The sequence below is a fragment of the Nakamurella sp. GG22 genome (assembly GCF_052976845.2).
Genome location: NZ_JBRIIO020000003.1, coordinates 97,148 through 121,425, shown reverse-complemented (window position 1 = coordinate 121,425; position 24,278 = coordinate 97,148). Strand labels below are relative to the sequence as shown.

The following is a 24,278-nucleotide window of genomic DNA, read 5'->3' as shown; positions in this document are numbered from 1 at the left end:
CTAGGGAGTGCTCATGGTGTTGAACACGGTTTCCCGTTCGCTGCACGATCTCGGTTTGGGTGCCTGGTTCGGCGGAACGCTGGCCAACGCGGTCGCGCTGAACCCGGCCTCCGGGCAGGCCCGGAACCCCGATGACGCCGGTGCGGTCGCCAACACGGGGTGGGACCGCTGGACACCGGTGAACGCCGCGGCGATCGGGGCGCACCTGATCGGCAGTGTCGGGCAACTACTGGGCAACAAACGCCGCATCGACACTCAGCCGGGTGTGGCGTCGATGTCGGTGATCAAGACGTCGTTGACGGTGGCCGCGTTGGCGGTCACCGGGTACTCCCGGGTACTCGGCGCCCGGGTGTCCCGGCAGACCGACATCCCCGTCGAGGACGGCACCACCCCCAGCGTCGCAACCCCGGACAGTGTCGCCGCCGCGCAGAAGCAACTGCAGGGTCTGCAATGGGCGGTCCCAGCACTGACCGGCGCGCTCATTGTGGTTTCCGCGTTCGCCGGCGAACAGCAACGACTCGCCGCCCAGCAACAACCCACCGGTGTCCTGCAAGGGGTGCTCCGCCGGCTCACCGCCTGACCGCCCCGTTCCTCGTGGGACGGTAAGGATCACCTGATCCCCTAGCCGACGTGGGTGCCGCGTCCGCGGCTTGGGTTGGGTTCGTGTGCGCGGATGATTCCCCGACGACGGGTGGGGTGTCGCCGCGGCCGAGGAGTATGTACCGCAGGAGGTGCCCGATGGGGTTTCCGTCGGATCATTCGAACTGGGCGTGCGGGCGGACCCCGGTGGCATCGCGTAAAGCGAGCAGGATGGCGGCGATCGCGTTGGGTGCGGCGGGGCTGTCGGCGCGCAGGACCCGGTACCCGTCGACCTGGACGCCGCGGACGTGCAGGACATCGCTGAAGTCTGACGGGTCGATGACGTCGATTTCCAGGAACATGACGTCGGCTCTCCCGGGTACGGGGTTCATTTCTCGTTGCTCGGCCTCTTTCGCGGCGTACTGAGCGCCGTGGTCACCGGGAGTGGGCCGGTTCGCGATCAGGTTCAACGCGCCGTCGAAGGTGAGGGAGTCGGTAACGAACTGGCGGGCGGCCTGGTCGAACTCGATGCGATCGACCCGTAGTTCGGTGGTCCGGGCCACGCGGGAGATCAGGGAGAGGACGATGATCGCGACGATGAACAGTAGTGAAATGGTCAGGCCGTCGGGTTTTTCGATGATGTTCGCGATCAGCGCGTACAGCAGCACCAGGGTCAGCACGGTGAACCCGATGGCGGAGCCCCGGCGGTGCCGGCGGGTGGCGGAGATGGTGACCGCGGCGGCGCCGGCCACCATCATGGCCAGGATGCCGGTGGCGTAGGCGCCGGCCTGGGCGTCGACGTCCGCCTTGAACGCGATGGTGAGGCCGATGCTGACCGCGGTAGACCAACACGACAGGGCGGATCGCCCGGCCCCAGTGCGGGGCCAACCCGTAGGCAGGCAGGTAGCGGGGCACGATGTTGACCAGCCCGGCCATCGCCGAGGCACCGGCGAACCACAGGATGACGATGCTGCTGATGTCGTAGGCGGTGCCGAACGCTTCGCCGAGCAGTTCGTGGGCCAGGTAGGCCAACGCCCGACCGTTCGCGGGACCGCCGGGTTCGAATGCCTGCGGTGGGATCAGCACGGTGGTCAGGAAGCTGGTGGTCAACAGGTAGGCGCCGCCACTCTCCGGCCCGTCATCCGCCAAGTGACCAGCCGGGTCGGTGCAGCTTCACGATTCGCCGTGGTGACTGTCGACCCGTTCGGGGTGAATCGGGGGTAACCCCAACGGGGTCTGTTTGCCAGCTTCTATCGACAGACAGCTGCGAACGGCTAACAGCGGTCGCGCTCAAACGCTCCGCTGAACCTTTGTAGGGCGGTTTCTCAACAAACGATGCAGTCGCGGGGGTGGTTGTCTCCCCCCTCCCTGATAGCTTCACTTGTAATTGTTTATTGGTTGATGACTCCTCGAGCTTGAGGACCGAGGGGAAACTCATGAATAAGAAGGTCTTGGCGGTTGCAGGCGCATTTGCTGTTTTCGGGGTGATGACTGCTTCAGCGGCGTCGCTGGGCGGGTTGACGTCGGCAAATCTTGGTGCTGACCAAACCGTCGTGGCATCCTGCGATACGGACGGCGTGGCGCTGGCCTACACCAATACTTACGACCCGGTGACGAATGCGTATAAGACCACTGCGGTCACCATGTCCGGTGTTGCAACACCCTGCGCGACGAAAGCATTTAAGCTCACCTTGTCCGACGGCGTCGTGTCACTGGCGGAGAACAGCGGTGTGGTAACCCTCACCTCCGGGAGCCAGGTCGTCACGCTGGCGGCCTCGGTGGACACCAAATCGATCACCAAGGCTGCCCTGGTCATCACTGGCTGATCGGGACGGGCGCGGACATTATGATGACATCCCCAGGGCCACGCATCTTGTGGTGCGTGCTGGGGTTGTGCGTCGGTTTTGCGGCCATCCCCCATGACAATGTGTTCGCGTCCACTCTGGGGGGATTGCGGACGGCGTCGCTGCTCGGGCAGAACTTTATGGTGGGGGCCGTACTGGCCACCTTTGACCAGCCGTCCGGGACCAATCTGGCTACCACGAGCGATACCTGCGGTAATGCCTGGCACGTACTGGGCGGCACCATCACCATCGGCAGCGGCACGGCTGTGTCGGCGTCGACCGGTCTGGTCACCGCCTCGGTCCCGTTGTGCAACGGCGGAACAAACCCGAACGAAGAGGTCGGCGGCGATATCCACAGTTCCGGGTCGAGCACCTTTGGTCTGGTGTTGAACGCCCAGCCCGGTGGCCGGGCGTCGACTGCCGCCGTGTACAGCAACGCCTCGGCCGGTTCGTTGAGGATCCAACGGGTCGCCGCCGACGGCACAGTCACCGTCTGGGCGACCATCAGCGGAACCGGCGGCGGCAATACGCCGCGATTCCTTCGGTTCAGCTACATCAACGGGACCTACCAAGCCTCGATCAACAACGTGGTCCTGCTGACATACGCCGTCACTGCGGCGGAGAAAATCATTGTGGAGGCCAACAACGAGCTTGGCCTGATATCGGTGTCCGATACCAGAAGCACGTTCGACAATTTGCAGAGCTATTCCCGATGAGCACCGCACCGGTCCGGCCCGCCTGGAGATGGCCCGCCGGCAGGGTCTCCGGGTGGCCGGTCACGGTACGGCGGGTGCTGTTCGGTGCACTCTGGGCCGTCATGCTCGCCGTTGCGGTACTGGCCTGGCCGGTGCTATTCGGCGGCTTGACCGGGTACACCATCGTCTCCGGACGGTCGATGGAACCGGCCTATCACGGCGGGGATCTGTTGATCACCCGTTCCCAGCAGCGGTACCAGGTGGGTCAAATCGTGGTCTACACCGTCCCCGCCGGTGAACCCGGCGCTGGCTACAAGGTGGTCCACCGACTGATAGGCGGGTCCGGCGCCCCCAACGCAGCCGGCTGGACAACCAAAGGCGACAACAATTCCAGCGAAGATCCCTGGACGCCGCACGACAGCGACATCCAAGGCGCCGTCCAGGTCAACGTCAGTTACGGCGGAATCGTGCTGCTGCAAGCCCGGAACCCCCTGCTGTATTGCTTCCTAGGGGCACTCGCGGTCGGTCGCATACTCTGGCCCAAACCCGATCGGGGCACCGCCGCCCCGCGGGATTCCCCGCGACGGAGTTAGGGCCCAACGGGGACAGGGGGACGCACCCGCTAGGCGCAGACGCGTCAGGAGAACCGGACGCAGTGAGAGCTTTGCCCCGCCGACACTTTGGGCCGGCGCCCGGCTGAGTGACGGGGCCACCTGGGGCATCTGGGCGGGCGGGATCACCGGCCCGGCAGGGTCACGTGCAAGGACCGGGTCGTCGTCGCCGCTGGCGGCCGTTCGGGGCGGGGCCGCTTGCAGGCTGCGGGTGACCTCGTCCAGGAGCTGGTCGAACCGGGTGATGCCCTTGGTGCTGGTCGGCTGCTGGACAGCAGGTTGGTCAGTTGGGCGGCGATGGCCCGGATCCGGACGTTCCGGTTCTGTGAGTGGAACCGCAGCAGGTCGAACGCGGCGCCGGCGTGAGCCCGTAAGTGTGTCGTTGGTCGCCGTAAATGGCCCGGTTTGATCGAATTATTGGCGCTGTGTCGCCTGCCGATCTCTCTCGGCACCCCGAGCGACCTGCAGTGACGCCCACGGCTTCTCGTCTAGCCCCGCACGTCTGTTCGAAAGGAGAGCCATTAAGCGCGACCAGAGTGCGCCAAACAATTCGATCATTTCACACCCAGGACCTCCTCAATGGGGACCTCGGGGCGCACCGCGACCTACCCGTCGACACCGAAGACGATCCGGAACCACCGGCGCCGGTCACACCCGCGGTCTCACGGCCGGTGTACACAACGGACGACGCGCAGCGGGCGTGGGCCCGCCGCCAGGCCGACCTGACCGACATCGCCAGCGTGGAGAACATCCTGAACCGGGTCGACGCCCGCGCCAAGGAACTGCAACAACGCACCGCCGCCATCCTGGCCGCGGAAACTCACCGATAGCCCACCACCTGAAGGAATGTTGCACAAAAATGTCGCATGTCGTCACCCTGATCACCAACGACCGGAACCGGGTCCGGGCGCAGTGGCGGTCCGGGATTGCCGGGGAAAAGCAGCGGGACCTGGTCGAGTTGGATGATCTACAGGGCGAGCTGCATGACCTGCAGGCCGACTCCTGATCGTCGATCGAGGCGGTCGACCCAAACCGCGGTCGGATCGAGATCCTGATGGACGAGATCGAGATCAGCCTCGGCATTAAGATCCACCGATCACCCGGGTACACGGACTCGTGAAACCACCGGCCCGGCGGAAACGCTATGGGTCGCGGCGGGGTCTCCGCGGCCATTGGCTGCGGAACGACCGATGAACGCTAAACCTACTGTTCCGAAAACACTGTGAAAGGGTGATTGGGGACAAGAAGAGCGGCGGATCCGTGAGGTCACAAAGGTAATGGGCGGCGCGCGGATGGTTGAGGGCTGCTGCGCAGTTCGCGGGTTGTGGGAATGAACCGACTAATGGCTCGGGCGTGCCGGTGACGCCGGGCTTGGACGCAGACGCCGCCGGCCCGGCCGAGGCCGGGCGCCCGGACCGGGCGGCGCAGCAGTTGTGGGATGCCTTTCACCGGGCCCGCACCGACCGGGCCGGGCCCGCCGCTGTGGCGGACCTGGAGGATGAGGTGTTCCGGTTCTACTTGCCGTTGGCCCGCAGCATCTTCGTGGTACACCCCACCGCCCTGGTGGACGCGGTCGCCGCGGAACGGGCCGCGGAGATCGCATTGGCGCAGGCCGTCCTCGGGTGGCGGCGACGGGACAGCACCGGGTTTCCCCGGTTCGCCCGCGACCGGATCAACACCCTCCTCGGTCAACTCCACGCCCGGCAACTGCAGGCGCGGGCGGCAGACAAGCCCAGTGGCGAGTCCTAGCGGCCAGCGACCGCCGGGCTGTGGGGTTCCTTCAGCCGGCGGCGGCAGCCGGGATTCGGGTGCAGAGGGCTCGGCATTGTTCGCGAGCCCGGCTGCTCGGGGGGAACCGCCAGCAACCATCGGCCGGACCTGCTGGTCACGGTCGGGTGGGACGGGGTGACACTGGGCGGGTGTCCCGCGAATCCGGCGAGTCTGCCGTCGACTGGCATGCCCGTTCCCTTCAGGCGTATGTCCACGCGCATGAGCTGCTGGCGGCGCACCGGGCGCGGCTGGACCCGGCGGAACGAACCGACCCAACAATGTCCGGCCGGGGGGTGACGCGTTGTGTCAGGCCGCCGAGGAGCGTGCAGCGGCCGCGTTCGCGGAGTGGTCCGCCGCGGCCGCCGCGGTGATAGTTGGTCGCCCCGGGCCCGGTACGCCGGGTTCCTGGACCCAACCGGCACGGCCGGGGCGCCGTTGTCCGGGGCCCCGACGATACGCGCGATGAGGAGTACCGCGGTTCGCGCATTGTCAGCGAGACCGTTCCTGGGCTGTGGGGGTCCGACCGCGAACCGTCCAGCAGGGGACGGCCGGTGATGTCGGTTCTGCGGTGTTCCGCACTTGGACTTGGAGGTGAGCCCGCATTGGTTTCCCGACGGGATCTGCACGGAGTTGTTGGGGCGTAGTCCGGTCACGTCCGGAACCGGCTGGGCTGGCCCGGTCGACTCCGGTGGCTGTCATCGACCGCGAGCCGGGGAATGTGCGCGGCTCCCGGACTTGCGTGACACCCTTAGCCCCGGTCGGTGCCGACGGCCGGCCGCATCGCACCACCAGCGGCCCAGACGACCGGTTCGCCCGACCCGATCTGGCTCGCCGCCCGGGTCGTCGCGGGTGGACGGGTCGGTGCGTTCGTCGCGACGTTCGCACCGACAAGGCGCACGCTGTCCCTGACCAGGGCCGCGGCGAGAGGACATGCTGGGTTGGACCTTTGACGTGACGAGGCGTGCGGGGGGCAAATGGGAAACCGTTACGAGCCGGTGCTGGCGGCGATGGCCGGCGGCACCGGCGAACCGCTGGGTTGGTTCGACTACGACGTTGTTTCCAGGGTGTGGTCGTGGTCGGCGAGCCTGTTCCGGATGCACGGCTTCGAGCCCGGCGAAATCGTTCCGACCACGCAGGTCTTCGTCGCGCACAAGCACCCCGAGGATCGGCAGCACACCGATGAGGTGTTGGCCGCGGTCCTGGAAACAGGGCAGCCGTTCTGCTGCCGGCATCGAATCATCACCAGCCGCAACGAGGTCCGCACCGTCGTCACCATCGGCCGCGGTGTCCTGGATGACAACGGTGTGGTCCGCCGCGTCCACGGCTACTTCGTCGACATCACCGGCGCCGCCCGACAGGCCACCGACGCCGAGATCCACCAAGCGGTGGAGAAGTCCGCTGAAGGCCGCGCTGACATCGAGCAAGCAAAGGGCGCGCTGATGGCCGTTCAGGGGATGTCGGCCGACGACGCGTTTGCCGTCCTGCGATGGCACTCCTCGCACGCCAACATCAAACTCCGCGACGTCGCCAGGCTCCTCACCCAAGGCATGTCCGACCCGCTGACACCGGGCGAGACCGCGACCCAGCGCATCAGCCGGCTCCTCGCAACAGTGGTAACACCCCGGCAGCCCGCGCTTCAGGACAACACCACACCGTCGGTCCAGTCCTGAGCCAATCTCCACACGGCTCGGCTCGCGTACCGGGTTTCGGAACAGCACGTGGCGGTTCTTCGGCACGGTCACCACTAATGGGAGCGCAGCGGACGGGCGTGTGCGAGTCTGCTGTCCGAGCCGCTGGCGAGGTGAACACTGGTATCCACCGGTCTTTGAGGCCTAGGTTCAGACCGTGTCCCTCGCCGGTTGGTGAGGAGTCTGTAGGGCTGGTGGGATGTCGTGCCGGTTGAGCACTTATCCATTAGTTGGCACCCGGTCTCCTCGAGGCTCGCCGAAGGTTCCTGCGGCGTGAGGAGGACGCCAGGTGTTGTTCATGGGTGATGACTGGGCCGAGGACCACCACGATGTCGACCTTGTCGGCGACGATGGTCGGCGGTTGGGGAAGAAGCGGTTCCCGGAAGGTGTGACCGGTCTTTCCGGGTTGCACTCGTTGATCGCTGATCATTTGCCGGAGGATGCTGACCCGGCCGATGTGTGATCGGGATCGAGACCGACCGTGGTCCGTGGGTGCAGGCGTTGATCGCCGCCGGATACACGGTGTATGCGGTGAACCCGTTCCAGGCGGCCAGGTACCGGGAGCGGCACGGCACGTCGGGATCGAAGAGCGACCCGGGGGATGCCCATGTGCTGGCCGAGCTGGTGCGGCTGGACCGAGCGCATCACCGACCCTTCGCCGGGGACAGCGACACCGCTGAACACGTCAAGGTGCTGGCCCGTACACATCAGAGCATGATCTGGTCCCGGCAGCGACAGGCGAACATGCTCCGCTCGATGCTGCGGGAGTTCTACCCGGCCGCGCTGCTGGCCTTCGGTGATGACCTGACCGGTCGGGACGCTTTGGCGGTACTGGCGGCCGCTTCGAGCCCGGAGCAGGGCCGGCGGCTGACCACCGCGCGGGTGATCTCTGTGCTACGGAAAGCGGGCCGGCAACGTAACCACCAGGCCGCGGCCGAACAGATCATCGCTGCGCTGCACACCGAGCAGCTGACCGCTCGAGCAGGGGTCGTGCCCGCCTACGCAGCGAGTACCTCCGCATTGGTCGCGGTGATCACCGAGTTGTCCCGGCAGGTCGACGCGCTCGGCGAGCAGGTGGCGGCGGGTTTTGGCCGGCACCCGGACGGAGCTTGTCAATTTTTCTGTGTAAGTCGGTCGGTTTTTAGTTGATCTTGCTGTTGATGCGGTCGGGGAAGGCGATGGCGAGGCCGCCGAGGGCGGCGTTCCAACCGGTGGTGACCTGGCCTGCGACGAGCCGGCCCTCGGCTTTGCGGCCCTTCCGCAAGCCGCGTTCGGCGGCTCGTTGGCGGGCGCGTTTGTCTTCGATGTCGCGGATCGCGAGCCACAGGAGCTTGATCACCGCGTCGTCGTTGGGGAAATGCCCGCGGTTCTTGATGATCTTGCGGAGCTGGTAGTTCAACGATTCGATCGCGTTTGTACCCGGTGATATCTGCTGTCACCTCCAACGGACGGAAACCATGCGCACAACCCGTGCCCGAACAACCTTCACCGTGATGACGGCCGTGATCGCCGCCGCTGCTGGTGCCGTCCTGACCTTCCCGTCGGGCGCGATCGCGCAACCACCTCATGACTCGGACGACCCCGGTCACTCAAACCCGCTTCCGGGACCGTCCGTTCCGACCTACCCGGACATCACCGCCGAGGCGTCGATCGTCGTGAACCGGTACAACGGCGCCGTCCTCGGCGGCGTCAACGCCGATCGGCTGATGGCACCGGCTAGTACCACGAAGATGATGGTTGGTTTGCTCGCCGTGGAAGGAATCGAGGAGGGCTGGCTTCCCGAGAACGCCACGGTGACAACACAGTCCGATGTTGCCGTCGAGGGCGGCGGCGCGATCGGCCTGGTCCCGGGCGACACCATCTCGGTCCGCGACCTGTTGTACCTATCCCTGGTGGCATCGCAGAACGATGCCGCGACGGCCCTGGGTACCTACATCGGCGGCAGCAGGTCATCTTTCATCGGAGCCATGGATCAACGCGCCGCCGAACTCGGCCTGCGCAACACCAGCTACGTCGTCATCAGCGGCCGCGATCCCGGGGACATCATCACCTCCTGCGAGGAAGCACCCGGCCGGGACACCGAGACTGACTTCAACCTCCCATGGTGCGCCCACCACACCACCGCCCGCGATCTGGCCACCTTGGCGCGTATCGCCCTCGACCACCCCCTTTTCGCGCAGGTCGTCAGCACTCAAACCTGGTCAACGACGACCTGGCGGCGCCCCAGGGCGAACGGCACGGGAGTGCGGGCGGTGGACGTGGCCAATCAGGGGTCCACCAATCAGCTGCTCTGCAACTTCCCCGGTGCCTATGGCGTCAAGACCGGTACATCATTCCTGGCCGGGGAAGCACTGGTGTCAGCCGCCCGCCGATCCGGCGCGACCGACACCATCGCCGTCGTTCTCAACTCAGATACCAATCGACGATTCAACGACAGCAGGGAATTGCTGAACTTCGGCCTGAACTACTACCACTAGCAGCCATGCTGCGGTCACTGCAGTGGGAGCAGTGCCTGACCCAGACCGAAGAGGAATGGTGGCCACCCGTCGCGTGGCCACCATTCCCGGGCGCCCGGTTAGGCAAAACCTGAGCAGATCCGTGACCGGTGGCGACCCCGGCCGGGTACCGCAACCTTCTGACCTGGTGCGCCCGGCCAATTTGCCGGCCGAACTCGACACGCTGCGGACCGACTCCTACCAGCCCATCGAGGGATCGGTCAGCTCCGCGCCCGGATCGAAATCCTGATGGACGACATCGAAATGTTGTGTAGGGAGCAACCTCGACCGGAAACCGGGCACGCCGACCCGGGCCCGGGCCCTGTAGGCCCCGCGGTTTCGGTTCCTGTTTTCGCTGATGTCGTCCGCGCGTACGCAGCGGTCAGTTCACGGTGGCCGCTTCAGGGGTCAGGGACTGCACGGAAACGGTGATCTGCTGTCCTGCCTGCAGCGGCGCGGTCCATTGGTCACCGGCGGCGTGTTGAGCGTCGTTCTCTGCGCCCCGAATGGGAGTGCGGGTCATCAGGTAGGCGGTGTTGTCGGGGCGGACTTCGTAGATGAGAACTCCGTCGGCGGGAAGTACCCAGTCAAATCCGGTCCGGGTGCGGTACTCGACCGTGTAGTAGTGCCGGGTGTCATCACCCACCGGGATCTTCAACAGTTTGCGTCCGGTGCCGGTCGCGGCCAGCGGTTCGAGCGTGACTGCAACCGGCCGGTAGCACAGACAGGTTTCGTCGACTCCGTAGTCCAGGCGCTGGTGCTCGGGCATGAACCCGGCAAGTTCCCGGCGCGCCCCGCTCAGGTGGGCGCCTTGAGGGCCCCAGAAACCGTCTTGCTCGAAGTTGGCGTATGCGCTCATGACGTCCCAAGGGTCGCCGTACTCCGGTCTGTTGAGATCTCCGGGCCGGTATGCGTTCGAGCCGTGTCGCATCGACGCACCGCCGACGGGATAGGCGTGCAACATCTCTTGCAGGACACCATTCATGTCGAACCCGGAGCTTCCGATGATGGTTCCGCCGTAGTTCTTCGCAACTCCGTCGAAGGTCAGCGGGAACGGGTACCCGCCGGTGAAGTCACCGCCTCGTGAACCGTCCGCGGCGGACGGTGCGTTGAGCACCACGACGACGTTGTGGTATTGCGGGAAGTAGTAGTCCGGATCGGCCATGGCCGCGCAGGTCCGCAGGTTGGCTCGGCGACCGGTGGCGGGATTGGCGGCACGCATCGCAACGAATTGTGCTTCTGTTGCGCTCATCTCGTACCACGGGGTGATGTCGGCGTCATAGTGCTGGGTGCCTTGCATTTGTTGATTCAGGTAGTCGTACACGGCCTGTTGTTCGACGCCTTGTGAGGTGAAGAACCGGCCCCATCCGCCGGGCGGCGTGGGCTCTGCCGGCTCGCCGGGCCTGCCATCGAGGTGGTCACTGAATTTGCATCGGATGATTAGTGTTGTCGGTGACGGCAATTTTGTGGTGTCCACCGGCACCGGGATTGGCTTGTCGGTAATTCCTGGCGGTATGGGGTCCACCACCGAGGTGTCGTCCGTGCTCGAACCGGGGCCCGCCCAGGCAGGTGTGGCGGTCACTGCCACTGTCGCTGTCAGCAGGAATGTCAATCCCGCGATGACTCGTCTGGTTCGTGCTGGACCGTGTGCTGCCATGACTCGACTCCTTCGTCATTGAAAACGCCGATACGCGCGGATAAGCCCACTGCGGCAGAGCGGAAGGAAGCCACCACGGCGTGGAAAGTGTCGTGGTGACAACTGCCTGTAAGGACTCCCGGGACCACCGACGAGTTGCGTTTGGCAGGGAGCGAATGGAGGAAAGCGCCCCGTGGCTGCTGAGTTGGGTGATCTGCCATGTCTGGGTTGCCGCGCCATGCTGGGGACGCGTCGCTGATCCTTACCGCTGTAGGCGGCCGTCGTTGTCAGACAGGTGAAGTCGTTGTGGGACATACCAGCTGACCGAAGCCTGAACCTCCACGAGCGGTCAGCCGCTGGTGATCGCCTATATCTCCGCGTGAGCCGCTACGGCCCTGCCGAGTCGGCGGCCGGTGACCTGAGTGATCGGGATGGCGATGGTGGTGGTGCGCGGTCCGGTCCAGACTGAACGGGGGATCCGTTGGTCCAGGTCGGCGAGGCGGTCGATGTCCGTGATGGGGTAGGCCTGGCCGATGGCCAGCACGCTCCATCCGTCCCCGGCGTCGGAGTTGATGTCATCAACCTCGAACGCGACGACGGCACCGGTGACGGCGCCGTCCAGGGCGCTGCCCTGGTCGGTGCTGAAGACGATCTCGTCGTGGTCAATTCCGAAGTTGACCGGTTGCGCCGCGGGCATCGCCCCGCTGGTGTAGATGACCCGGCCGAGATCGGCGCCGGTGAGCAGATCGACGCAGCTGCGGTAGCCCAATGGCTCGAGTTTGCGACGTTCAGCTGACCGATCATCGTGTGGGGTCGGGTCCTGGCGGGTGACGGCTACCATTAGCGTGCCTCACAGACGCGACGAATGCGCGGAACCGCGGGTGCATCTACGGACGATGTCCGATCCACGATCAGCCGACTGCGGTCAATGCAGAAGGGCACAAGGTCCCGTTGCGCGGAAATGGACTGAGCGGGCCACACAACGCGACTCGGGTTCTACGGCACCGGAAAACGACGGTGGGTCTCGGCCGGGTCGTACGGTTGGTTGCGTTCCCGGCGTCAGCCCGCAGGCGCGTGAATCAGCGCTGGTCAGCGCTGATCGAGATCATCCGGTGGCGCGGTGGAGGGTCGGCACTGAGCCGTCCGTGAAAGCCGGGTGCCGATCCAATGGCAGCGCTCGGTGGTCGCAAATCATGGGTGCGGCGCTCGCCGGGGGTTGTTCACCGGCCTTTGCAGTCGCTGTGCACACCCAATCGGGATGCGCACAGCTGTTCGGGGCTGCGGAATCGCCGCTCCGTCACTACAGCGACCAGACGGGTGCATCGTGACGCTGCGGTTAACGCGGTCGCTGTGTAGGTGACGAACCACGGTTCGGCCCCGATTGCGTCATTGACACCGCACCTTCCCCGTTGGTTACCTTCTACTGATGGAGCCGGCACCCGACGACGCGATGACACGACATGTGACGCAACGCTTGTCGGCCGTGTTCCCGACCGTTGACCCGCGTGTCGTCGTCGGCATTGTGCGGGACACCCAGCGTCACTATGCCGGACACCCCACCCGCGACTCGGTGCCCATGCTGGTCGAGGAGGCGTCCCGGGACCGGCTGCGAAGTCACCTGGACTCATCATCACGAGCCGCGCGGCCGCGGTCCTGATTTTGACGACGTTGTGGCAGGTACCTCCGGCTACCGGTCTACTGTTTCGGGGATGCGGTTGGGCCTGAGCATGCCGAATTTCGGACATGGTCTGGATGCTCGCCGGGTCGCGGAGTGGGCGGCGGCGGCGGAACGTGCCGGCTGGGACGGGTTCTTCCTGTGGGATCACGTGTTTGCGTTCGGACCGGGGCCGATCGATGTCGTCGACCCGTGGGTGGCGTTGGCGGCGGCGGCTTGCATGACCTCGACGATCACACTCGGCACGCTGGTGACCCCGCTGCCCCGCCGGCGACCGGTGGTGCTCGCGCGGCAGACGGTCACGTTGGACCGGCTCAGTGCGGGCCGGTTGGTTCTGGGTGTCGGCAGCGGTGCCTTTCCGTACGAGTACGACTACTGCGGGGAGGAACCTGACCCGAAGGTCCGAGCCGGGATGCTGGACGAGCACCTCGAGGTCTTGGCAGGGCTGTGGAGCGGTGAACCGGTCACTCACAACGGGGCGCATTACCGGCTGGCCGGGCCGGACTTCGCGGCGGTGTGCTGGCCGCCGCCGCAGCAGCAGCCGCGGATCCCGGTGTGGGTGGGCGGCACCTGGCCGGGCCGTGGGCCGATCCGCCGCGCGGCCCGATGGGACGGCGCGTTCCCGATGCGAGTGGATGGGCCGTGGGAGGTCGATGACACCACCGCCGTCCGAGCGGCCGTCACCACCGCCCGGCGCGATCAGGCAGTGCCGGTGAATGCGCCGTTCGACCTTGCCGTCCCGGGGGACACCGAGCCCGACGACGACACCAGACACGAACTCCGCGAGCGGCACGGAGCTGCGGGTGCGACGTGGTGGATCGAAGGGGTGCATCCCTGGCGTTACGGGTGGTCGGGGCAACCCGGACCGCAGTGGCCGGACCGGCAGATGCGCGAACGCATCGAAGCCGGACCCTGACCAATCAGCGACGTGCTTGCCGCCACGTGCAAGACACGCCTTTGTTGGCTGACGGGGATGGAGGACCGCCGGGATCATTGAAGTGGCGCAATTGCCCGCAACGTCGTGGGCCGTCCGCTGTTTGCCCATCGTCGGAGGTCCGGCCTTACGGAGACTCCCAGCGGCGCGGGTCGTCTCGCCGAACCGTTGTGCAACCGTTCCGTAAGGCTGCAAAACCGATGCTGCCCGTACCGAAATACCTGCTGTTGCCGTTTCGTCACGGCGACCTACCCTTAGCGCTGCAACGGTGGAGGCGGATCCCCTGCAACAGCAGTTATGCATCGACAATGGGTCCAGTGTTACGGATCCCTCAAGGTGACTGTGGGTCCGGGTAGGATACTTAACAACAGCGAACGACGTGCCTGGAGGCAGTTCAGATGGCTAAGCAGCAGTCGGTGACGCTGGTCGATGACCTCGATGGTGGGAAAGCGGCGGAAACGCTGCGGTTCGGTCTCGACGGTGTGCTGTATGACATTGATCTAAACAAGCGGAATGCGAATGCGCTGCGGAAAGTGCTCGCGAAGTTCGTCGGCCACGCCCGCAAGGTGAAGCCGCCCCGCAGCCCGGAGCGAATTAGCATGGCGCGTGGCGGTTCGGTCGCGCCCACTCCTGCACAGATCCGGGAGTGGGCTACAGCGAATGGTGTTGCGCTGTCATCACGCGGCAGGATTCCGGCGACCGTCTTGGAGCAGTACGCCGCGGCGAACTCGTAGTCGGGTCAGCCGCCGAAACTGCTGGCGAGGACGGCGGGATGACCCGCCAGTTGCACGGTGATCCGGTTCGTCAATGCCGTGCATGCTCACGGCTGTGCCGTTGGCCCTCGGTTGTCGTGTCGTTGGGAGCGGGGCGGTGCGGTCTCCGTTGGGGCCGCGACCGGTTATGCGTCAGGCGTCGATGAGGTGGGCGCCGAGTTCGCGCTCGAGGAGGTCGAGCAGTGTTTGCAGACCGGTGTGGGGACCTCGGCGCGCCTACTGCTTGACGGATCCGGGCGGGCGACACAGCGAGGGACGAACCGCCGGCCGGGTTTGATCTCTTTCGATGATCGGGGCTGCAAGCCCTGTCGCAGAGCAGGACGCCGCGCCGGTCGTTGGTTGGATTTGAACGGCCGATGCGATCTTGGCCCTGTGAGGCCTCGTCATTAGGGCGCTGCTGTGCCGCCACGGTCCGGTGGCGCACGGCCACCCGGTCGGCGCCGGTCTGCGAGGAAGGGGTTGCGATGGTTGCGTGGTGTGGCATCGACTGGGCCGAGCACATCACGATGTGGCATTGGTCGATGACGTCGGCACGGTGGCCGCCTAGGACCGAATCACCGACTACGGAGCCGGGGTTCGCGGCTCACGGAGCTCGTCTCAGCGCAATGGTCATGATCAACTTCCGTGCAACTATCGTGCAATAACGAGCCGCAAATTGCGGGGGCTCCTGGTTAGCGGCGGGTAGCTCGTCATGTACTGGTTTGTACGTTTGCCCAGGTACAGCCAATATTTGGCACTAGTGGGCAACGTCGGTTGGTGAAATCAAACCGTCGTCGCAGGATTAGAAGTCCCCTGCTCTATCCAGCTGAGCTACGAGCGCCAGTGCTTGTGACCTGCAGTAATACTCCGATCCTGCGCTGGTCGCTCGAGCGTCGTGCAATTCGCGACGGCCAATCAGGTGTGCAGCAACGGACACGCACAGGAGAGCTTACGTGCCCGGATGGTTCGGGTGCCGAGCTGTCCGCCGGCTTGGGTCAGGGAGCTGTCAAGCCCAGCGATTCAAACCGGAGACGCGTCGACTCTCCCCTGCGCCGCAGACGCTCGCAACCAAGACTGCGGCCGGCCGCTGGCTCGATGGCGAGCGGACACCTCGACCGTGGGCTCGCGATCGACGGCAGGGCCGGCCATCGTCCACTCCGCGAGTTGTTGGCGAGGGCTACATCCACAGCATCGCCGGCCTCGGGCCCGGCCGCGGAAACCGATCGATAGTCGTCCGCTTCCTCAAAGAAATGCAGGCTTCGATGGCGCAGTGGTCACCCTCGGCGCGGGTCGCACGGCCCGCCCGGGTGTGGTCAGGAAGTGATCGTGTGTGGGCGGTTCGGTCGGTGGGCGGCGCCGAGCAGCAAGACGGTGGTCGCGAGGAGGTACATCGCGGCGATCACCGGTTCGGCTGGGTCGATGGAGACCGCGCCGGGGATGTCGGCGGCGACCTGTATTGGCAACGCGACGATGTAGGTGAGTTGGTGCAGTGTTCCGGCGATCAACGCCATTGCGGCCAGCAGGTAGCCCCATCCCGCCCGCTGCCACGACCACACCGCCGCGAGGGTGTAGGTCGGCACCAGCAGGGCAAGGTCCAGTGCGATGCCCAGGTGCACGATGGTGTCGGTCTCGACCATGGCGCTCCCGGCGGGGAGGTCCCCGGTGACGGCGAACCGGGCCGCGGCGTACACCCACATCCCGCCCAATCCCAGGGCAAGCACCGCGAGCACGCCGCTGATGAACCGGACCGGGGTGCGCGGACTGAACCGGACCGGGATGCGCGGACTGAACCGGACCGGGGTGCGCGGACTGAACCGGCCCGGCGTGCCGGCCGGGTCCAGCGTGGACAGTGCCCACACCAAGCCGAAGACTGAGCCGGCGAAAACACCGATGTGCAGCAGGAACAGGTCGTTGTAGTCGGCCGCGAAGACGTAGTAGGCGTAGGTGTACGCGGCGTAGGCGAGCATCGAGATCCACAGCAATTCGGCGATCAACCCATGCCTGGCCGCCCACCGAACTGGTCCACGCCGACTGCGGGCGCCCTGTCCACATGGGAATGCGTTGCGATGATGATCATCTCGTGGACATCGGTGCGCTGCAACTATGACCCCGCCCGGCTGGACCCTGAGCTGATCAGGCCCGCACCCGACCTGCGGAATCCCGCCAGACCGAACGCAGGGCCCGTTTCATATGACTGGAGAGCCGCGCGTCGCCGACCGCGGTGCCTGGGGCGCATCCGGCTGACCCGACCGACGGGATCGACCTGGTCACAGCCAGGATCTACGACGCACTACCCGCCGTCGATACGGCCTCGGTGGAACAGTTCGGCGTCGATCCGGGCTGCTGCCGAACGGCGTACTCGGTTCGCCGGCAGTCTTTGAACGCGCTTGCATGACGGTCCGAGAATGCCCGGTGTGGCGACGGCTCCCGGGAGGTCGAAAAGTCAGCGCTACCTACGGTGAGATCGATAAGGTGGCTCGATGACCGACGTTCTTGCGCCGCTGTCCGCCGATGACGACGAGCAGCGATCGAGCCTGATCGTCGACAGCCTCACCGAAGCGTTCGAACCGCTGATGCATGCCGACGCAGCGGCATTCCGAGCGAAGTTCCGGAAGATGGCCGCCGATCCGTTCGCCTTCTTCCGGGGGAGCGCCTGCGTCTTCTATGCAGACGTTGCACGCCTGGACGACCACTGGGTCGACGAACGGGGCTCCCGGACCTGGATCCAGGGTGATCTGCACGCCGAGAATTTTGGCACCTATCTCGACAGCGACGGCCGCCTCGTGTTTGATGTCAACGATTTCGATGAGGCATACCTGGGTCATTGGACCTGGGACCCGCAGCGTTTCGCGGCCAGCCTGGCACTGCTCGGCTGGCGGAAAGCTCTGCCCGACGAGGTGATCGCTCGACTCATCGAACAATACGCACGCGCATATCTGGACCAAGTGAATCACTTCGTCGGTACGCCGGACGACACCCGCTGGGCGCTCACCTTGGAGACCTCCACGGGTGCTGTGCTCGGCGCCCTGCAGGCGGCCAAGCTGCAGACTCGCGTGGGCCTGCTTGATTCGGTCACGGTCGTCGATGGATACCGACGGACCTTCGCCCAACGCGCGGGAGTCCGTCGATTGGACGACGACGAACGCGATGTCGTCCTGGAAGCGTTCGCCGGCTACCTCGAGACCATTCCCGGTGGCCGCCGTGACGGCGTGACATTCGACGTCCTCGATGTCGTCGGCAAGTCCGGATTCGGAATCGGGAGTGCAGGGCTTCCGGCCTATAACGTGTTGATCGAGGGGTTCAGCCAGGCGCTGGACAACGACGTCGTGCTGACCCTCAAGCAGGGCAATATCGCAGCGCCCAGCCGGGTCGTCGACGATGCAGACATTCGCGGTCGATTCGAACACCACGGACACCGGACGGCGCTGTCCCAGCGTGCATTGCAGGCACACGCAGACAGATTCCTCGGCTGGGCCGATGTGCCGCTGAACGGGCATTCGACCGGGTTCGTGGTCAGTGAGTACTCCCCCTATGAAGCAGATCTCGCTTGGGATGACATCACCGAACCAGCCGAGATCGGTCCCCTGGTCGAGCAGCTGGGACGGGCGACCGCGAAGATTCATTGCGTATCGGACGACGAAGCCGAGGACGGCCTGGTCGACTTCTCTGTGGAACAGGTCATCGCCCAGGCGGTTGACGGACGGGTGGACGAATATGCGGCAGACCTGGCGCAATTCGCGCAAGCGTATGCCCGCCGCGCCCAGGAAGATCACCGCCTGTTCGTGGAAGCCTTCCGTGCGGGTGGATTCGCGCTGGTCGCACCCACCGGTGAGGCGACGCCCGGCAAGCCGTACAGCGAAGGCGGTTCCGGGATCGTCGGCGAAAACTAGCGGGCATCGTCAGCGCGACTGGGCAGTACCGGGCGGGGCGGGCGTCAGCTGACTGGAAACGGCAGCCCGTGCCGCCTCTCGGTCACGGTGCAGGCCGTTGACGTGACCCGGCCCTACGCCGAAAGGCTTTGCAAGTTCCCTGCGATCGCCAACTCGTCGCCTAGGTGCGCCGCCGTGTCGTGCGGCACTCGTTCTCGAGCATCGGCCTCCGCTGCCGGCACCGGGCGCTGCGCCCTGTCCCGGATGCCGCGCAACATCTTCGGCGTCATCAAACAACTGACGAGCTGCGCGGGTTGAACGATCAACCCCGCCCACCGGCGGGTGTACGCATATCGTTCACGAACCAGGAGCCGCGTCGTCCCGTCCAATTGCCGCAGCAGCACGAAGGCCCAGGTGAATTCGTAAGGCGCTGGCACCGTTCCGATGGGGACACTACCGCGCAGCACCAGTGACCTACCGGCGTCCACCGCGGCGACCTGCAAGGGCACGTCGGGGGCGAGCCGGACTTGTGAACCAACGGCGACGTGTTGCCACTCCGGAACGACCCGATCGGCGTTGTGAATGTCGGTTCGGGGAACCAGGTTCTCCAGCCAATTGTAAGAATAGAAGCCGCCGCGACCCTGGCCGAGCTGCGCGACCCACGGCCAAACCTGTTCCGCGGGCGCGGTGATGGTGATCGCGCGGGTTGCCGAGGAAGTCGGTTCGGCAAGCTCTGCATCCCCGGCCAGGACCCGATCGAGATCTGCGTCGGTGGCACCCCATCGCCGGTATCGAGCCCGAATCACGGCGGCGAACCCACCTACCGTCGTCAGCAGCAGCGCAGCTTGTACCAGCTTGCTCACGAGGAGCACCCACTCACATCGCGGACTACAGAAAACCCAGGCGGGCAAAGTCCGTCCCGCTCAGCCTAGTTTCGTGAGGACACCTTCTTCAGTGCCGAAGGACCCCTTTGATCGGCTTAAGGCCGACTCGATGATTCAGACGGGTGTCGGCACCATCAGTGAATTCTTCAAGCAGAGTCTGCGGATAAACCTAGCGGCAGGGACACCAGTGGCCGGGGCAACCGTCACATCAGTGCCGCGATCCACATTGCCGTGTGCCAGAGCAGCCGCCCCGACTCGGGACACGATCTCTACCGGCGCAGGCCCGCCGCAAAGGAGGTCACCGAACAGGGCGCTCTGCACACCACGCCGCCACGTGACAGCTGAGTGGGACTGCTCGCGATGACGTTCAGCCGTCACCGGCCGCGGGATAGGTCATGCGACATCGGGTGAGCCGCAGATGGGCATGATCATTGTTGAGAAGACCCGACTCCGCGGCAAGCGCCTCCGGTTTCGGCTCCGTGATCGCATTTTGGTTCTGATCAATCTGATCTCCGCTTCGATACCGCTGGGTATCGAGTCCTTCTGGACGGTGATGTTGATATTTGGGCTCGGGCTGGCCGCTGCCGGCGTTGTTTAGTTCCCGCAGTGGAGTTGGGGGTTTAGATGTTTGCTGGTTTCCAGTCGGCTGGTTCGACCAGGACAACCTGTTTGAGGAGTGTGGCCGCCCGACGGACGCCTTCGACGGAGTTGACCAGGGTGTCCTCGTGTTCGATGTTGAGGGTGCCGTCGTAGCCGACACCCCTGAGGGCGTAGACGAAATCGGCCCAGAATGTAGCGCCTGCGGGGTGTCCGAGGCCGAGGGTGACGTAGTTCCAGGCCCGTTGGTCGGCCTGAGTGATGGGCAGGGTGTCGAGCAGGCCGTCTCGGTTCGCCTGCGGTCGTTGGATTCTGATGTCCTTGGCGTGGACGTGGTAGATCGCCGAGCCGAGGGTGTGAATGACGGTGGGGATGTCGGCGCCCATCCACATCAGGTGGGATGGGTCGAGGTTCGCGCCGACGACATCGTCGCCGATCGCGTCGATGAGCCGTTGCATGGTGGTGACGTTGTAGACGAGTTGCCCGCCGCAGGCCTCGATCGCCAACCGCACACCCTTATCGCGGGCGAACGCGGCGAGTTGCTTCCAGTAGGGGATGGCAACTTCGGTCCACTGATAGTCCAGCACTCGCAGGGTCTCTGGTGGCCAGGATGTGGTGATCCAGTTCGGGGTGGAGTCGCCGCGGGCGCCTGGCAGCCCGGACATCATGACGACCGTGGGAACACCCAGCTGACTGGCCAACTCGATGGTGTCCCGTACCACCTCGTCGTGTTGGGCGCCTTCAATTGGGTGCAGACTGTTGCCGTTCGCATTGAGCGCGCTCAGTCTCAGGCCCCGCGAGGAGATCTTGCCGGCGAATTCGTCACGCGCGGTTGCGGAGGACACCAGCTCCGGTAGGTCGGCATGCGGTGATTCAGACCAGTTACCGGTGGCGACCTCCACCGAACTCAGGCCCAGGGATTGAGCCAGGTCCAAGGCGCCCTCGAAGGGCAGGTGTCCAACCGAATCGGTGATCAGCCCGACCTGCATGGTTACTCATCCTTGTGTCGTAAAGATTGGACTGGGGTAGCAATGCGGTGCTCCGGCGATTGTGGGCGACAATGCGCTCGCCACGTAATGTCGGAGTCAGGGCCGGCAGTGGGTGCTTGCCGGCTAACGGTTGTCGGCGCGGTAGCCGGTGAAAATGGCCCGCCAACCTGTCTGGTCGTCGTAGCTCGGGGTGTACAGGTGGCCCAGGAACCGCAGCTCACGCGGCTGTCCGAGTCTGCTGCGGTCAATAAGAATGCGGTCGCCATCGTGCGCTCCGCCCCACACCGACACCGCAACCATCGGCTTCGTTGCCATTCCATCCTCACCTAGAACGTTCTATTTGTTGACAATTTTCGGGCGTCTTGCCCGACTATGTCAAGACAAAATCTGTGATCACGAGGTCGTTACTGCCGTCCGTGGGGGAGTCCTCCGGACGAGTCAAGGCAACGTCAAGCCGCGCCGCCGGTCGATCTTCCGTATGCCTTCGGACTGGATCCTGCAGCGCCTGGACCTGGACCTGGGTCGTAGTTCGGCACCGTCGATCGACCAGGCCGACCGGGTGCCCGCGCAGCAGCTGGGTGGTCGGCCGCCTACGAGGGTGTTGGCAGTTCGCCCCGGGGAGGCGACCCTGGTAGGGGCCAAATGCCTATCCGGGCAGCTGGCTCACGTCGTAGCCGCAGCCACACATTTGCGCGCGTCCAGTAGTCGAGACGATCTTCCTCATCACCCCGCGGGCCAGAATGAGGGGTTTCACCACTGCCCCACGAACCAGGTTTTCCAGGTGTTGGGCAGACCAATTGATTGCACAATGCTCGCATCGAGTTCGAGCTCGAGCGCTAAGTCCTCCCAGGTCTCCGTGAAAGGCGTTGCAAATTCTCGATTTACAGCCGCCATCTCTGTAGGACATGTTGGTCCCCAAGTACCTCGGCCAACAGTCAACTTCTTTTCTCTCAACGTGAAAGTCGCACTTGGAAAGCGAGGGGGTGCCTGTGCCGGCGTCCCGCGAACAGCTGTTGTCCGAGCGCTAGGGTTTTGCCGGGTGGATCAGTCGTGCTTTGCCGTGGAGGGTGTTGTCCGTGATGACGCCGTGGTCGACGGCGGCGGCGATAGTGTTCACCGATGCGGTATTCACGGTGTTTTGGCGGGCGACCAGTTCGACGACCGAAATCGGCATTTTCGTCAGTAATGAGCGTTCTCCATTTGGGGGTATCGCTTTCCCCGAGTGCTGTAGAGGGTCACCATACTTGGCGGTTGGCCCGCCGGGCCTGTCGCCCAGATCTCCGGGAGGAACAAGTGTCTCGGCCGCTACTCCAAGTGTGCGTTGGCCGGGTCGACCAGACGCTGGTCGACCCGGCCTCCACGATGGGTCAGTGGAGTTGAAGTTCCTGGTGTCTGCTGAGGTTATGGCTGGTGGCGTTCGGTGTGGCCTGTGGCGGCAACCTCTTCCAGTTCGCCCTCGATGACCTCGCGATCATGCAGGCCGACGGTGATGCGCTGGTTCTTGCTGCCGGTCTCCGGGAGGGTGAAGTACACGAGCAGGCAGAGGAAGACGATGACGATCATGTAGATGGCGACTTACGTGGGGTGGCCGGCGCCGACGAACGCGGCGGCAATCAGGGGGGCGGTGCCGCCGAAGATCGCGATGACGAGTTGGTGGGAGAAGCCGATGCCCGACACCCGAACCGAGGCCGGGAACAGCTCGGCCTGGATCGTCGGGTACACCGACTGCCAGATTCCAAGGACGACCCAGCCGGATGCTGCGACGGCGACGTAGACCCAGAATCCTTCCTGGTTCAGCAGCAGCAGCGGGTAGAACAGCACCACCATGCCGATGGCGCCGACGATGGGGAAGATCTTGCGGCGGCCGAGTCGGTCGGACAGGGCACCGCAGGTGGGCACAATGATGACGAGCAGGATGAGCCCGATGACGCTGCCGGTGAGGGTGGAGGAGGTGTTCCGGCCGGTGGTGAGGCTGGCGTAGGTGGGCAGGAAGGTGGCCCAGGTGTAGTAAGCCACGGCCGGGGCGGACAGCGCCGCGGTTTGCAGCAGGGCTTTGGGGTGTTCGCGGAGCAGCGCCATCAGCCGTGCCGGCGCGGACTTCTTGTCCACGATGGAGGCTGCCTCGAATTCGGGGGGTTCATCGGCGTTGGCCCGCAGGAACAGACCCACCAGGCCCAGGATGCCGCCGATGAGGAACGGGATGCGCCAGCCGTAGTTGGCCAGGTCTTCCTTGTCGAACACGGTGGTGACGATCGCGGCGGAACCGGTCGCGGCCAGCGTCGCCAGCCCGCTGGCCATGTTGGTGAAGGAACCGAACAGACCTCTGCGGTTCGGGGGGGCATGTTCGACCATGAATGTGATGGCGCTCTGCTGTTCGCTGCCGGCCGAGATGCCTTGCAGGATGCGGGCGATGACGAACAGGATCGGCGCCAGGTACCCGATCGTGACGAATCCGGGGGTCAGGGCAATGATCAGCGATCCGACGGCCATCCCGGAAACGGACAGTGTCAGGATGATCTTTCGACCGTAGCGGTCGGCCAGGGGAGACACGATGATTCCGCTGAAGGGGCGGACAACGAACCCGATGGCGTAGGTCAGTAGCGCTGCAATGAGGGAGGCGAACGGTGAGGTGCTGGGGAAGATCTGCCCCGCGAAGATCACTGCCAGCAATCCGTAGATGTACCAGTCGTACCATTCCACGAAGTGAACCGCCCCGGAGTGTCCGGAGGCTGTCTCAAACGGTCAGCCCGGCCGGCGGCTGAGCTGTGTGGTGAGCGTAGAAGGCTTCCTCGAGCTCTGCCGGTGGGATGTCGCCGCAGTACTCGTAGAGCCGGCTGTGGTTGAACCAGTCGACCCACTCGGCGGTGGCGTACTCGACCTGTTCCAGGGTCCGCCATGGCCCGCGGGGTTTGATGACTTCGGTCTTGAACAGCCCGTTGATCGTCTCGGCGAGCGCATTATCGAACGAGTCCCCGACGGAGCCGACGGAGCCGGCGATCCCGGCCTGTTCTAGGCGCTCGGAGTACCGAATCGCTGTGTACTGCGACCCGCGATCGCTATGCGCCACAACGCTTGTCAAATCCGCACGGGCTCGTCCCCGGGTCCAGATCGCCTGCTCCAGAGCATCGAGCACCAACTGCGTCGACATCGTCGACCCGGTCCGCCAGCCCAGGATGCGGCGGGCGTAGGCGTCGATCACGAATGCCACATACACCCATCCGGACCACGTCGAGACGTAGACATCCCACGCGAGTCAGGTG

Annotated in this window: 28 protein-coding genes and 3 pseudogenes; 19 read left to right on the top strand and 12 right to left on the bottom strand. The window is 65.2% G+C overall.

The annotated features are described in order from the left end of the window. Positions 1 to 13: 13 nt before the first annotated feature. Positions 14 to 580 (top strand): hypothetical protein, encoded by a 567-nt coding sequence (locus tag ACVBEQ_RS04795; protein WP_447152289.1) that lies wholly within the window; start codon positions 14 to 16, stop codon positions 578 to 580. A 41-nt stretch (positions 581 to 621) separates the two neighbouring features. Here the strand turns inward: ACVBEQ_RS04795 and ACVBEQ_RS04790 are convergent. Then, positions 622 to 1,695 (bottom strand): annotated as a pseudogene (locus ACVBEQ_RS04790) (amino acid transporter); the annotation flags it as partial. A 320-nt stretch (positions 1,696 to 2,015) separates the two neighbouring features. On the opposite strand from ACVBEQ_RS04790, the gene ACVBEQ_RS04785 reads away from it, so the two are divergent. From ACVBEQ_RS04785 to ACVBEQ_RS04735, 11 genes are all read left to right on the top strand, one after another. Beyond that, the gene (locus ACVBEQ_RS04785; protein WP_447152288.1) at positions 2,016 to 2,405 is read left to right on the top strand and encodes a hypothetical protein; all 390 of its coding nucleotides are present in this window, start codon (positions 2,016 to 2,018) and stop codon (positions 2,403 to 2,405) included. Between the two features lie 56 nt (positions 2,406 to 2,461). After that, complete coding sequence (locus ACVBEQ_RS04780; RefSeq protein ID WP_447152287.1) at positions 2,462 to 3,139, top strand: hypothetical protein; 678 nt, start codon at positions 2,462 to 2,464, stop codon at positions 3,137 to 3,139. After that, the gene (locus ACVBEQ_RS04775) at positions 3,136 to 3,711 is read left to right on the top strand and encodes a signal peptidase I (RefSeq protein WP_447152286.1); all 576 of its coding nucleotides are present in this window, start codon (positions 3,136 to 3,138) and stop codon (positions 3,709 to 3,711) included. The genes ACVBEQ_RS04780 and ACVBEQ_RS04775 overlap by 4 nt, the downstream gene beginning before the upstream one ends. A gap of 216 nt (positions 3,712 to 3,927) precedes the next feature. Then, complete coding sequence (locus ACVBEQ_RS04770; protein WP_473163160.1) at positions 3,928 to 4,095, top strand: hypothetical protein; 168 nt, start codon at positions 3,928 to 3,930, stop codon at positions 4,093 to 4,095. Between the two features lie 305 nt (positions 4,096 to 4,400). Continuing rightward, a complete protein-coding gene (locus tag ACVBEQ_RS04765; protein ID WP_447152285.1) occupies positions 4,401 to 4,559 on the top strand; it encodes a hypothetical protein in 159 nt (52 codons plus the stop codon). A 29-nt stretch (positions 4,560 to 4,588) separates the two neighbouring features. Further along, complete coding sequence (locus ACVBEQ_RS04760; RefSeq protein ID WP_447152284.1) at positions 4,589 to 4,735, top strand: hypothetical protein; 147 nt, start codon at positions 4,589 to 4,591, stop codon at positions 4,733 to 4,735. A 353-nt stretch (positions 4,736 to 5,088) separates the two neighbouring features. Further along, the gene (locus tag ACVBEQ_RS04755) at positions 5,089 to 5,478 is read left to right on the top strand and encodes a hypothetical protein (protein ID WP_447152283.1); all 390 of its coding nucleotides are present in this window, start codon (positions 5,089 to 5,091) and stop codon (positions 5,476 to 5,478) included. 782 nt (positions 5,479 to 6,260) lie between these two features. Beyond that, positions 6,261 to 6,449: a hypothetical protein gene (locus ACVBEQ_RS04750; protein WP_447152282.1), complete on the top strand. Its 189-nt coding sequence runs from the start codon at positions 6,261 to 6,263 to the stop codon at positions 6,447 to 6,449. Between the two features lie 24 nt (positions 6,450 to 6,473). Then, the gene (locus tag ACVBEQ_RS04745) at positions 6,474 to 7,169 is read left to right on the top strand and encodes a PAS and ANTAR domain-containing protein (protein WP_447152281.1); all 696 of its coding nucleotides are present in this window, start codon (positions 6,474 to 6,476) and stop codon (positions 7,167 to 7,169) included. A 316-nt stretch (positions 7,170 to 7,485) separates the two neighbouring features. Next, positions 7,486 to 7,650, top strand: a complete 165-nt coding sequence (locus tag ACVBEQ_RS04740; RefSeq protein WP_447152280.1) for a hypothetical protein — start codon at positions 7,486 to 7,488, stop codon at positions 7,648 to 7,650. After that, positions 7,647 to 8,336 (top strand): IS110 family transposase, encoded by a 690-nt coding sequence (locus ACVBEQ_RS04735; protein WP_447152279.1) that lies wholly within the window; start codon positions 7,647 to 7,649, stop codon positions 8,334 to 8,336. The genes ACVBEQ_RS04740 and ACVBEQ_RS04735 overlap by 4 nt, the downstream gene beginning before the upstream one ends. Here ACVBEQ_RS04735 and ACVBEQ_RS04730 read toward each other — a convergent pair. Continuing rightward, positions 8,329 to 8,604: pseudogene (locus ACVBEQ_RS04730) on the bottom strand (transposase); the annotation flags it as partial. The gene ACVBEQ_RS04735 and the pseudogene ACVBEQ_RS04730 sit on opposite strands and share 8 nt — an antisense overlap. Before the next feature lie 40 nt (positions 8,605 to 8,644). Here ACVBEQ_RS04730 and ACVBEQ_RS04725 point away from each other — a divergent pair. Together ACVBEQ_RS04725 and ACVBEQ_RS04720 are read left to right on the top strand one after the other, a co-directional pair. Continuing rightward, a complete protein-coding gene (locus ACVBEQ_RS04725; protein WP_447152278.1) occupies positions 8,645 to 9,664 on the top strand; it encodes a D-alanyl-D-alanine carboxypeptidase family protein in 1,020 nt (339 codons plus the stop codon). Positions 9,665 to 9,785: 121 nt separating this feature from the next. Beyond that, entirely contained in the window at positions 9,786 to 9,932 is a 147-nt protein-coding gene (locus tag ACVBEQ_RS04720; protein ID WP_447152277.1) for a hypothetical protein, read from the top strand. A gap of 132 nt (positions 9,933 to 10,064) precedes the next feature. Here ACVBEQ_RS04720 and ACVBEQ_RS04715 read toward each other — a convergent pair whose 3' ends face one another. Further along, positions 10,065 to 11,339 (bottom strand): hypothetical protein, encoded by a 1,275-nt coding sequence (locus ACVBEQ_RS04715; RefSeq protein WP_447152276.1) that lies wholly within the window; start codon positions 11,337 to 11,339, stop codon positions 10,065 to 10,067. A gap of 346 nt (positions 11,340 to 11,685) precedes the next feature. Then, positions 11,686 to 12,087 (bottom strand): pyridoxamine 5'-phosphate oxidase family protein, encoded by a 402-nt coding sequence (locus tag ACVBEQ_RS04710; RefSeq protein ID WP_447152275.1) that lies wholly within the window; start codon positions 12,085 to 12,087, stop codon positions 11,686 to 11,688. A 657-nt stretch (positions 12,088 to 12,744) separates the two neighbouring features. Here ACVBEQ_RS04710 and ACVBEQ_RS04705 point away from each other — a divergent pair. The 3 genes from ACVBEQ_RS04705 to ACVBEQ_RS04695 all read left to right on the top strand — a co-directional run bounded on the left by ACVBEQ_RS04705 (position 12,745) and on the right by ACVBEQ_RS04695 (position 14,661). Further along, positions 12,745 to 12,975 (top strand): three-helix bundle dimerization domain-containing protein, encoded by a 231-nt coding sequence (locus ACVBEQ_RS04705; RefSeq protein WP_447152274.1) that lies wholly within the window; start codon positions 12,745 to 12,747, stop codon positions 12,973 to 12,975. A gap of 52 nt (positions 12,976 to 13,027) precedes the next feature. Then, positions 13,028 to 13,909 carry an LLM class flavin-dependent oxidoreductase gene (locus ACVBEQ_RS04700; protein ID WP_447152273.1) on the top strand — a complete coding sequence of 294 codons (882 nt, stop codon included), beginning with the start codon at positions 13,028 to 13,030 and terminating at the stop codon, positions 13,907 to 13,909. A 416-nt stretch (positions 13,910 to 14,325) separates the two neighbouring features. Beyond that, positions 14,326 to 14,661: a histone-like nucleoid-structuring protein Lsr2 gene (locus tag ACVBEQ_RS04695; protein WP_447152272.1), complete on the top strand. Its 336-nt coding sequence runs from the start codon at positions 14,326 to 14,328 to the stop codon at positions 14,659 to 14,661. Positions 14,662 to 15,992: 1,331 nt separating this feature from the next. Here ACVBEQ_RS04695 and ACVBEQ_RS04690 read toward each other — a convergent pair. Then, complete coding sequence (locus ACVBEQ_RS04690) at positions 15,993 to 16,673, bottom strand: hypothetical protein (RefSeq protein WP_447152271.1); 681 nt, start codon at positions 16,671 to 16,673, stop codon at positions 15,993 to 15,995. 486 nt (positions 16,674 to 17,159) lie between these two features. Between ACVBEQ_RS04690 and ACVBEQ_RS04685 the strand changes: the two genes are divergently transcribed. Continuing rightward, positions 17,160 to 18,569 carry a DUF2252 domain-containing protein gene (locus ACVBEQ_RS04685; RefSeq protein ID WP_447152270.1) on the top strand — a complete coding sequence of 470 codons (1,410 nt, stop codon included), beginning with the start codon at positions 17,160 to 17,162 and terminating at the stop codon, positions 18,567 to 18,569. Positions 18,570 to 18,682: 113 nt separating this feature from the next. Here ACVBEQ_RS04685 and ACVBEQ_RS04680 read toward each other — a convergent pair whose 3' ends face one another. Beyond that, complete coding sequence (locus tag ACVBEQ_RS04680) at positions 18,683 to 19,420, bottom strand: SRPBCC family protein (protein ID WP_473163159.1); 738 nt, start codon at positions 19,418 to 19,420, stop codon at positions 18,683 to 18,685. Between the two features lie 430 nt (positions 19,421 to 19,850). On the opposite strand from ACVBEQ_RS04680, the gene ACVBEQ_RS04675 reads away from it, so the two are divergent. After that, on the top strand, positions 19,851 to 20,030 hold the full coding sequence (locus ACVBEQ_RS04675; RefSeq protein WP_447152268.1) for a hypothetical protein: 180 nt from the start codon (positions 19,851 to 19,853) through the stop codon (positions 20,028 to 20,030). Between the two features lie 22 nt (positions 20,031 to 20,052). Here ACVBEQ_RS04675 and ACVBEQ_RS04670 read toward each other — a convergent pair whose 3' ends face one another. The 6 genes and pseudogenes from ACVBEQ_RS04670 to ACVBEQ_RS04645 all read right to left on the bottom strand — a co-directional run. Continuing rightward, complete coding sequence (locus ACVBEQ_RS04670) at positions 20,053 to 21,018, bottom strand: sugar phosphate isomerase/epimerase family protein (protein ID WP_447152267.1); 966 nt, start codon at positions 21,016 to 21,018, stop codon at positions 20,053 to 20,055. A gap of 123 nt (positions 21,019 to 21,141) precedes the next feature. Beyond that, a complete protein-coding gene (locus ACVBEQ_RS04665) occupies positions 21,142 to 21,333 on the bottom strand; it encodes a hypothetical protein (RefSeq protein ID WP_447152266.1) in 192 nt (63 codons plus the stop codon). Between the two features lie 709 nt (positions 21,334 to 22,042). After that, positions 22,043 to 22,192 carry a hypothetical protein gene (locus ACVBEQ_RS04660; RefSeq protein WP_447152265.1) on the bottom strand — a complete coding sequence of 50 codons (150 nt, stop codon included), beginning with the start codon at positions 22,190 to 22,192 and terminating at the stop codon, positions 22,043 to 22,045. Positions 22,193 to 22,419: 227 nt separating this feature from the next. After that, entirely contained in the window at positions 22,420 to 22,581 is a 162-nt protein-coding gene (locus ACVBEQ_RS04655; protein ID WP_447152264.1) for a hypothetical protein, read from the bottom strand. A gap of 12 nt (positions 22,582 to 22,593) precedes the next feature. Then, positions 22,594 to 23,718 (bottom strand): MFS transporter, encoded by a 1,125-nt coding sequence (locus ACVBEQ_RS04650; RefSeq protein WP_447152263.1) that lies wholly within the window; start codon positions 23,716 to 23,718, stop codon positions 22,594 to 22,596. A 34-nt stretch (positions 23,719 to 23,752) separates the two neighbouring features. Further along, positions 23,753 to 24,256, bottom strand: a pseudogene (locus ACVBEQ_RS04645) (IS3 family transposase); the annotation flags it as partial. Positions 24,257 to 24,278: the final 22 nt, after the last annotated feature.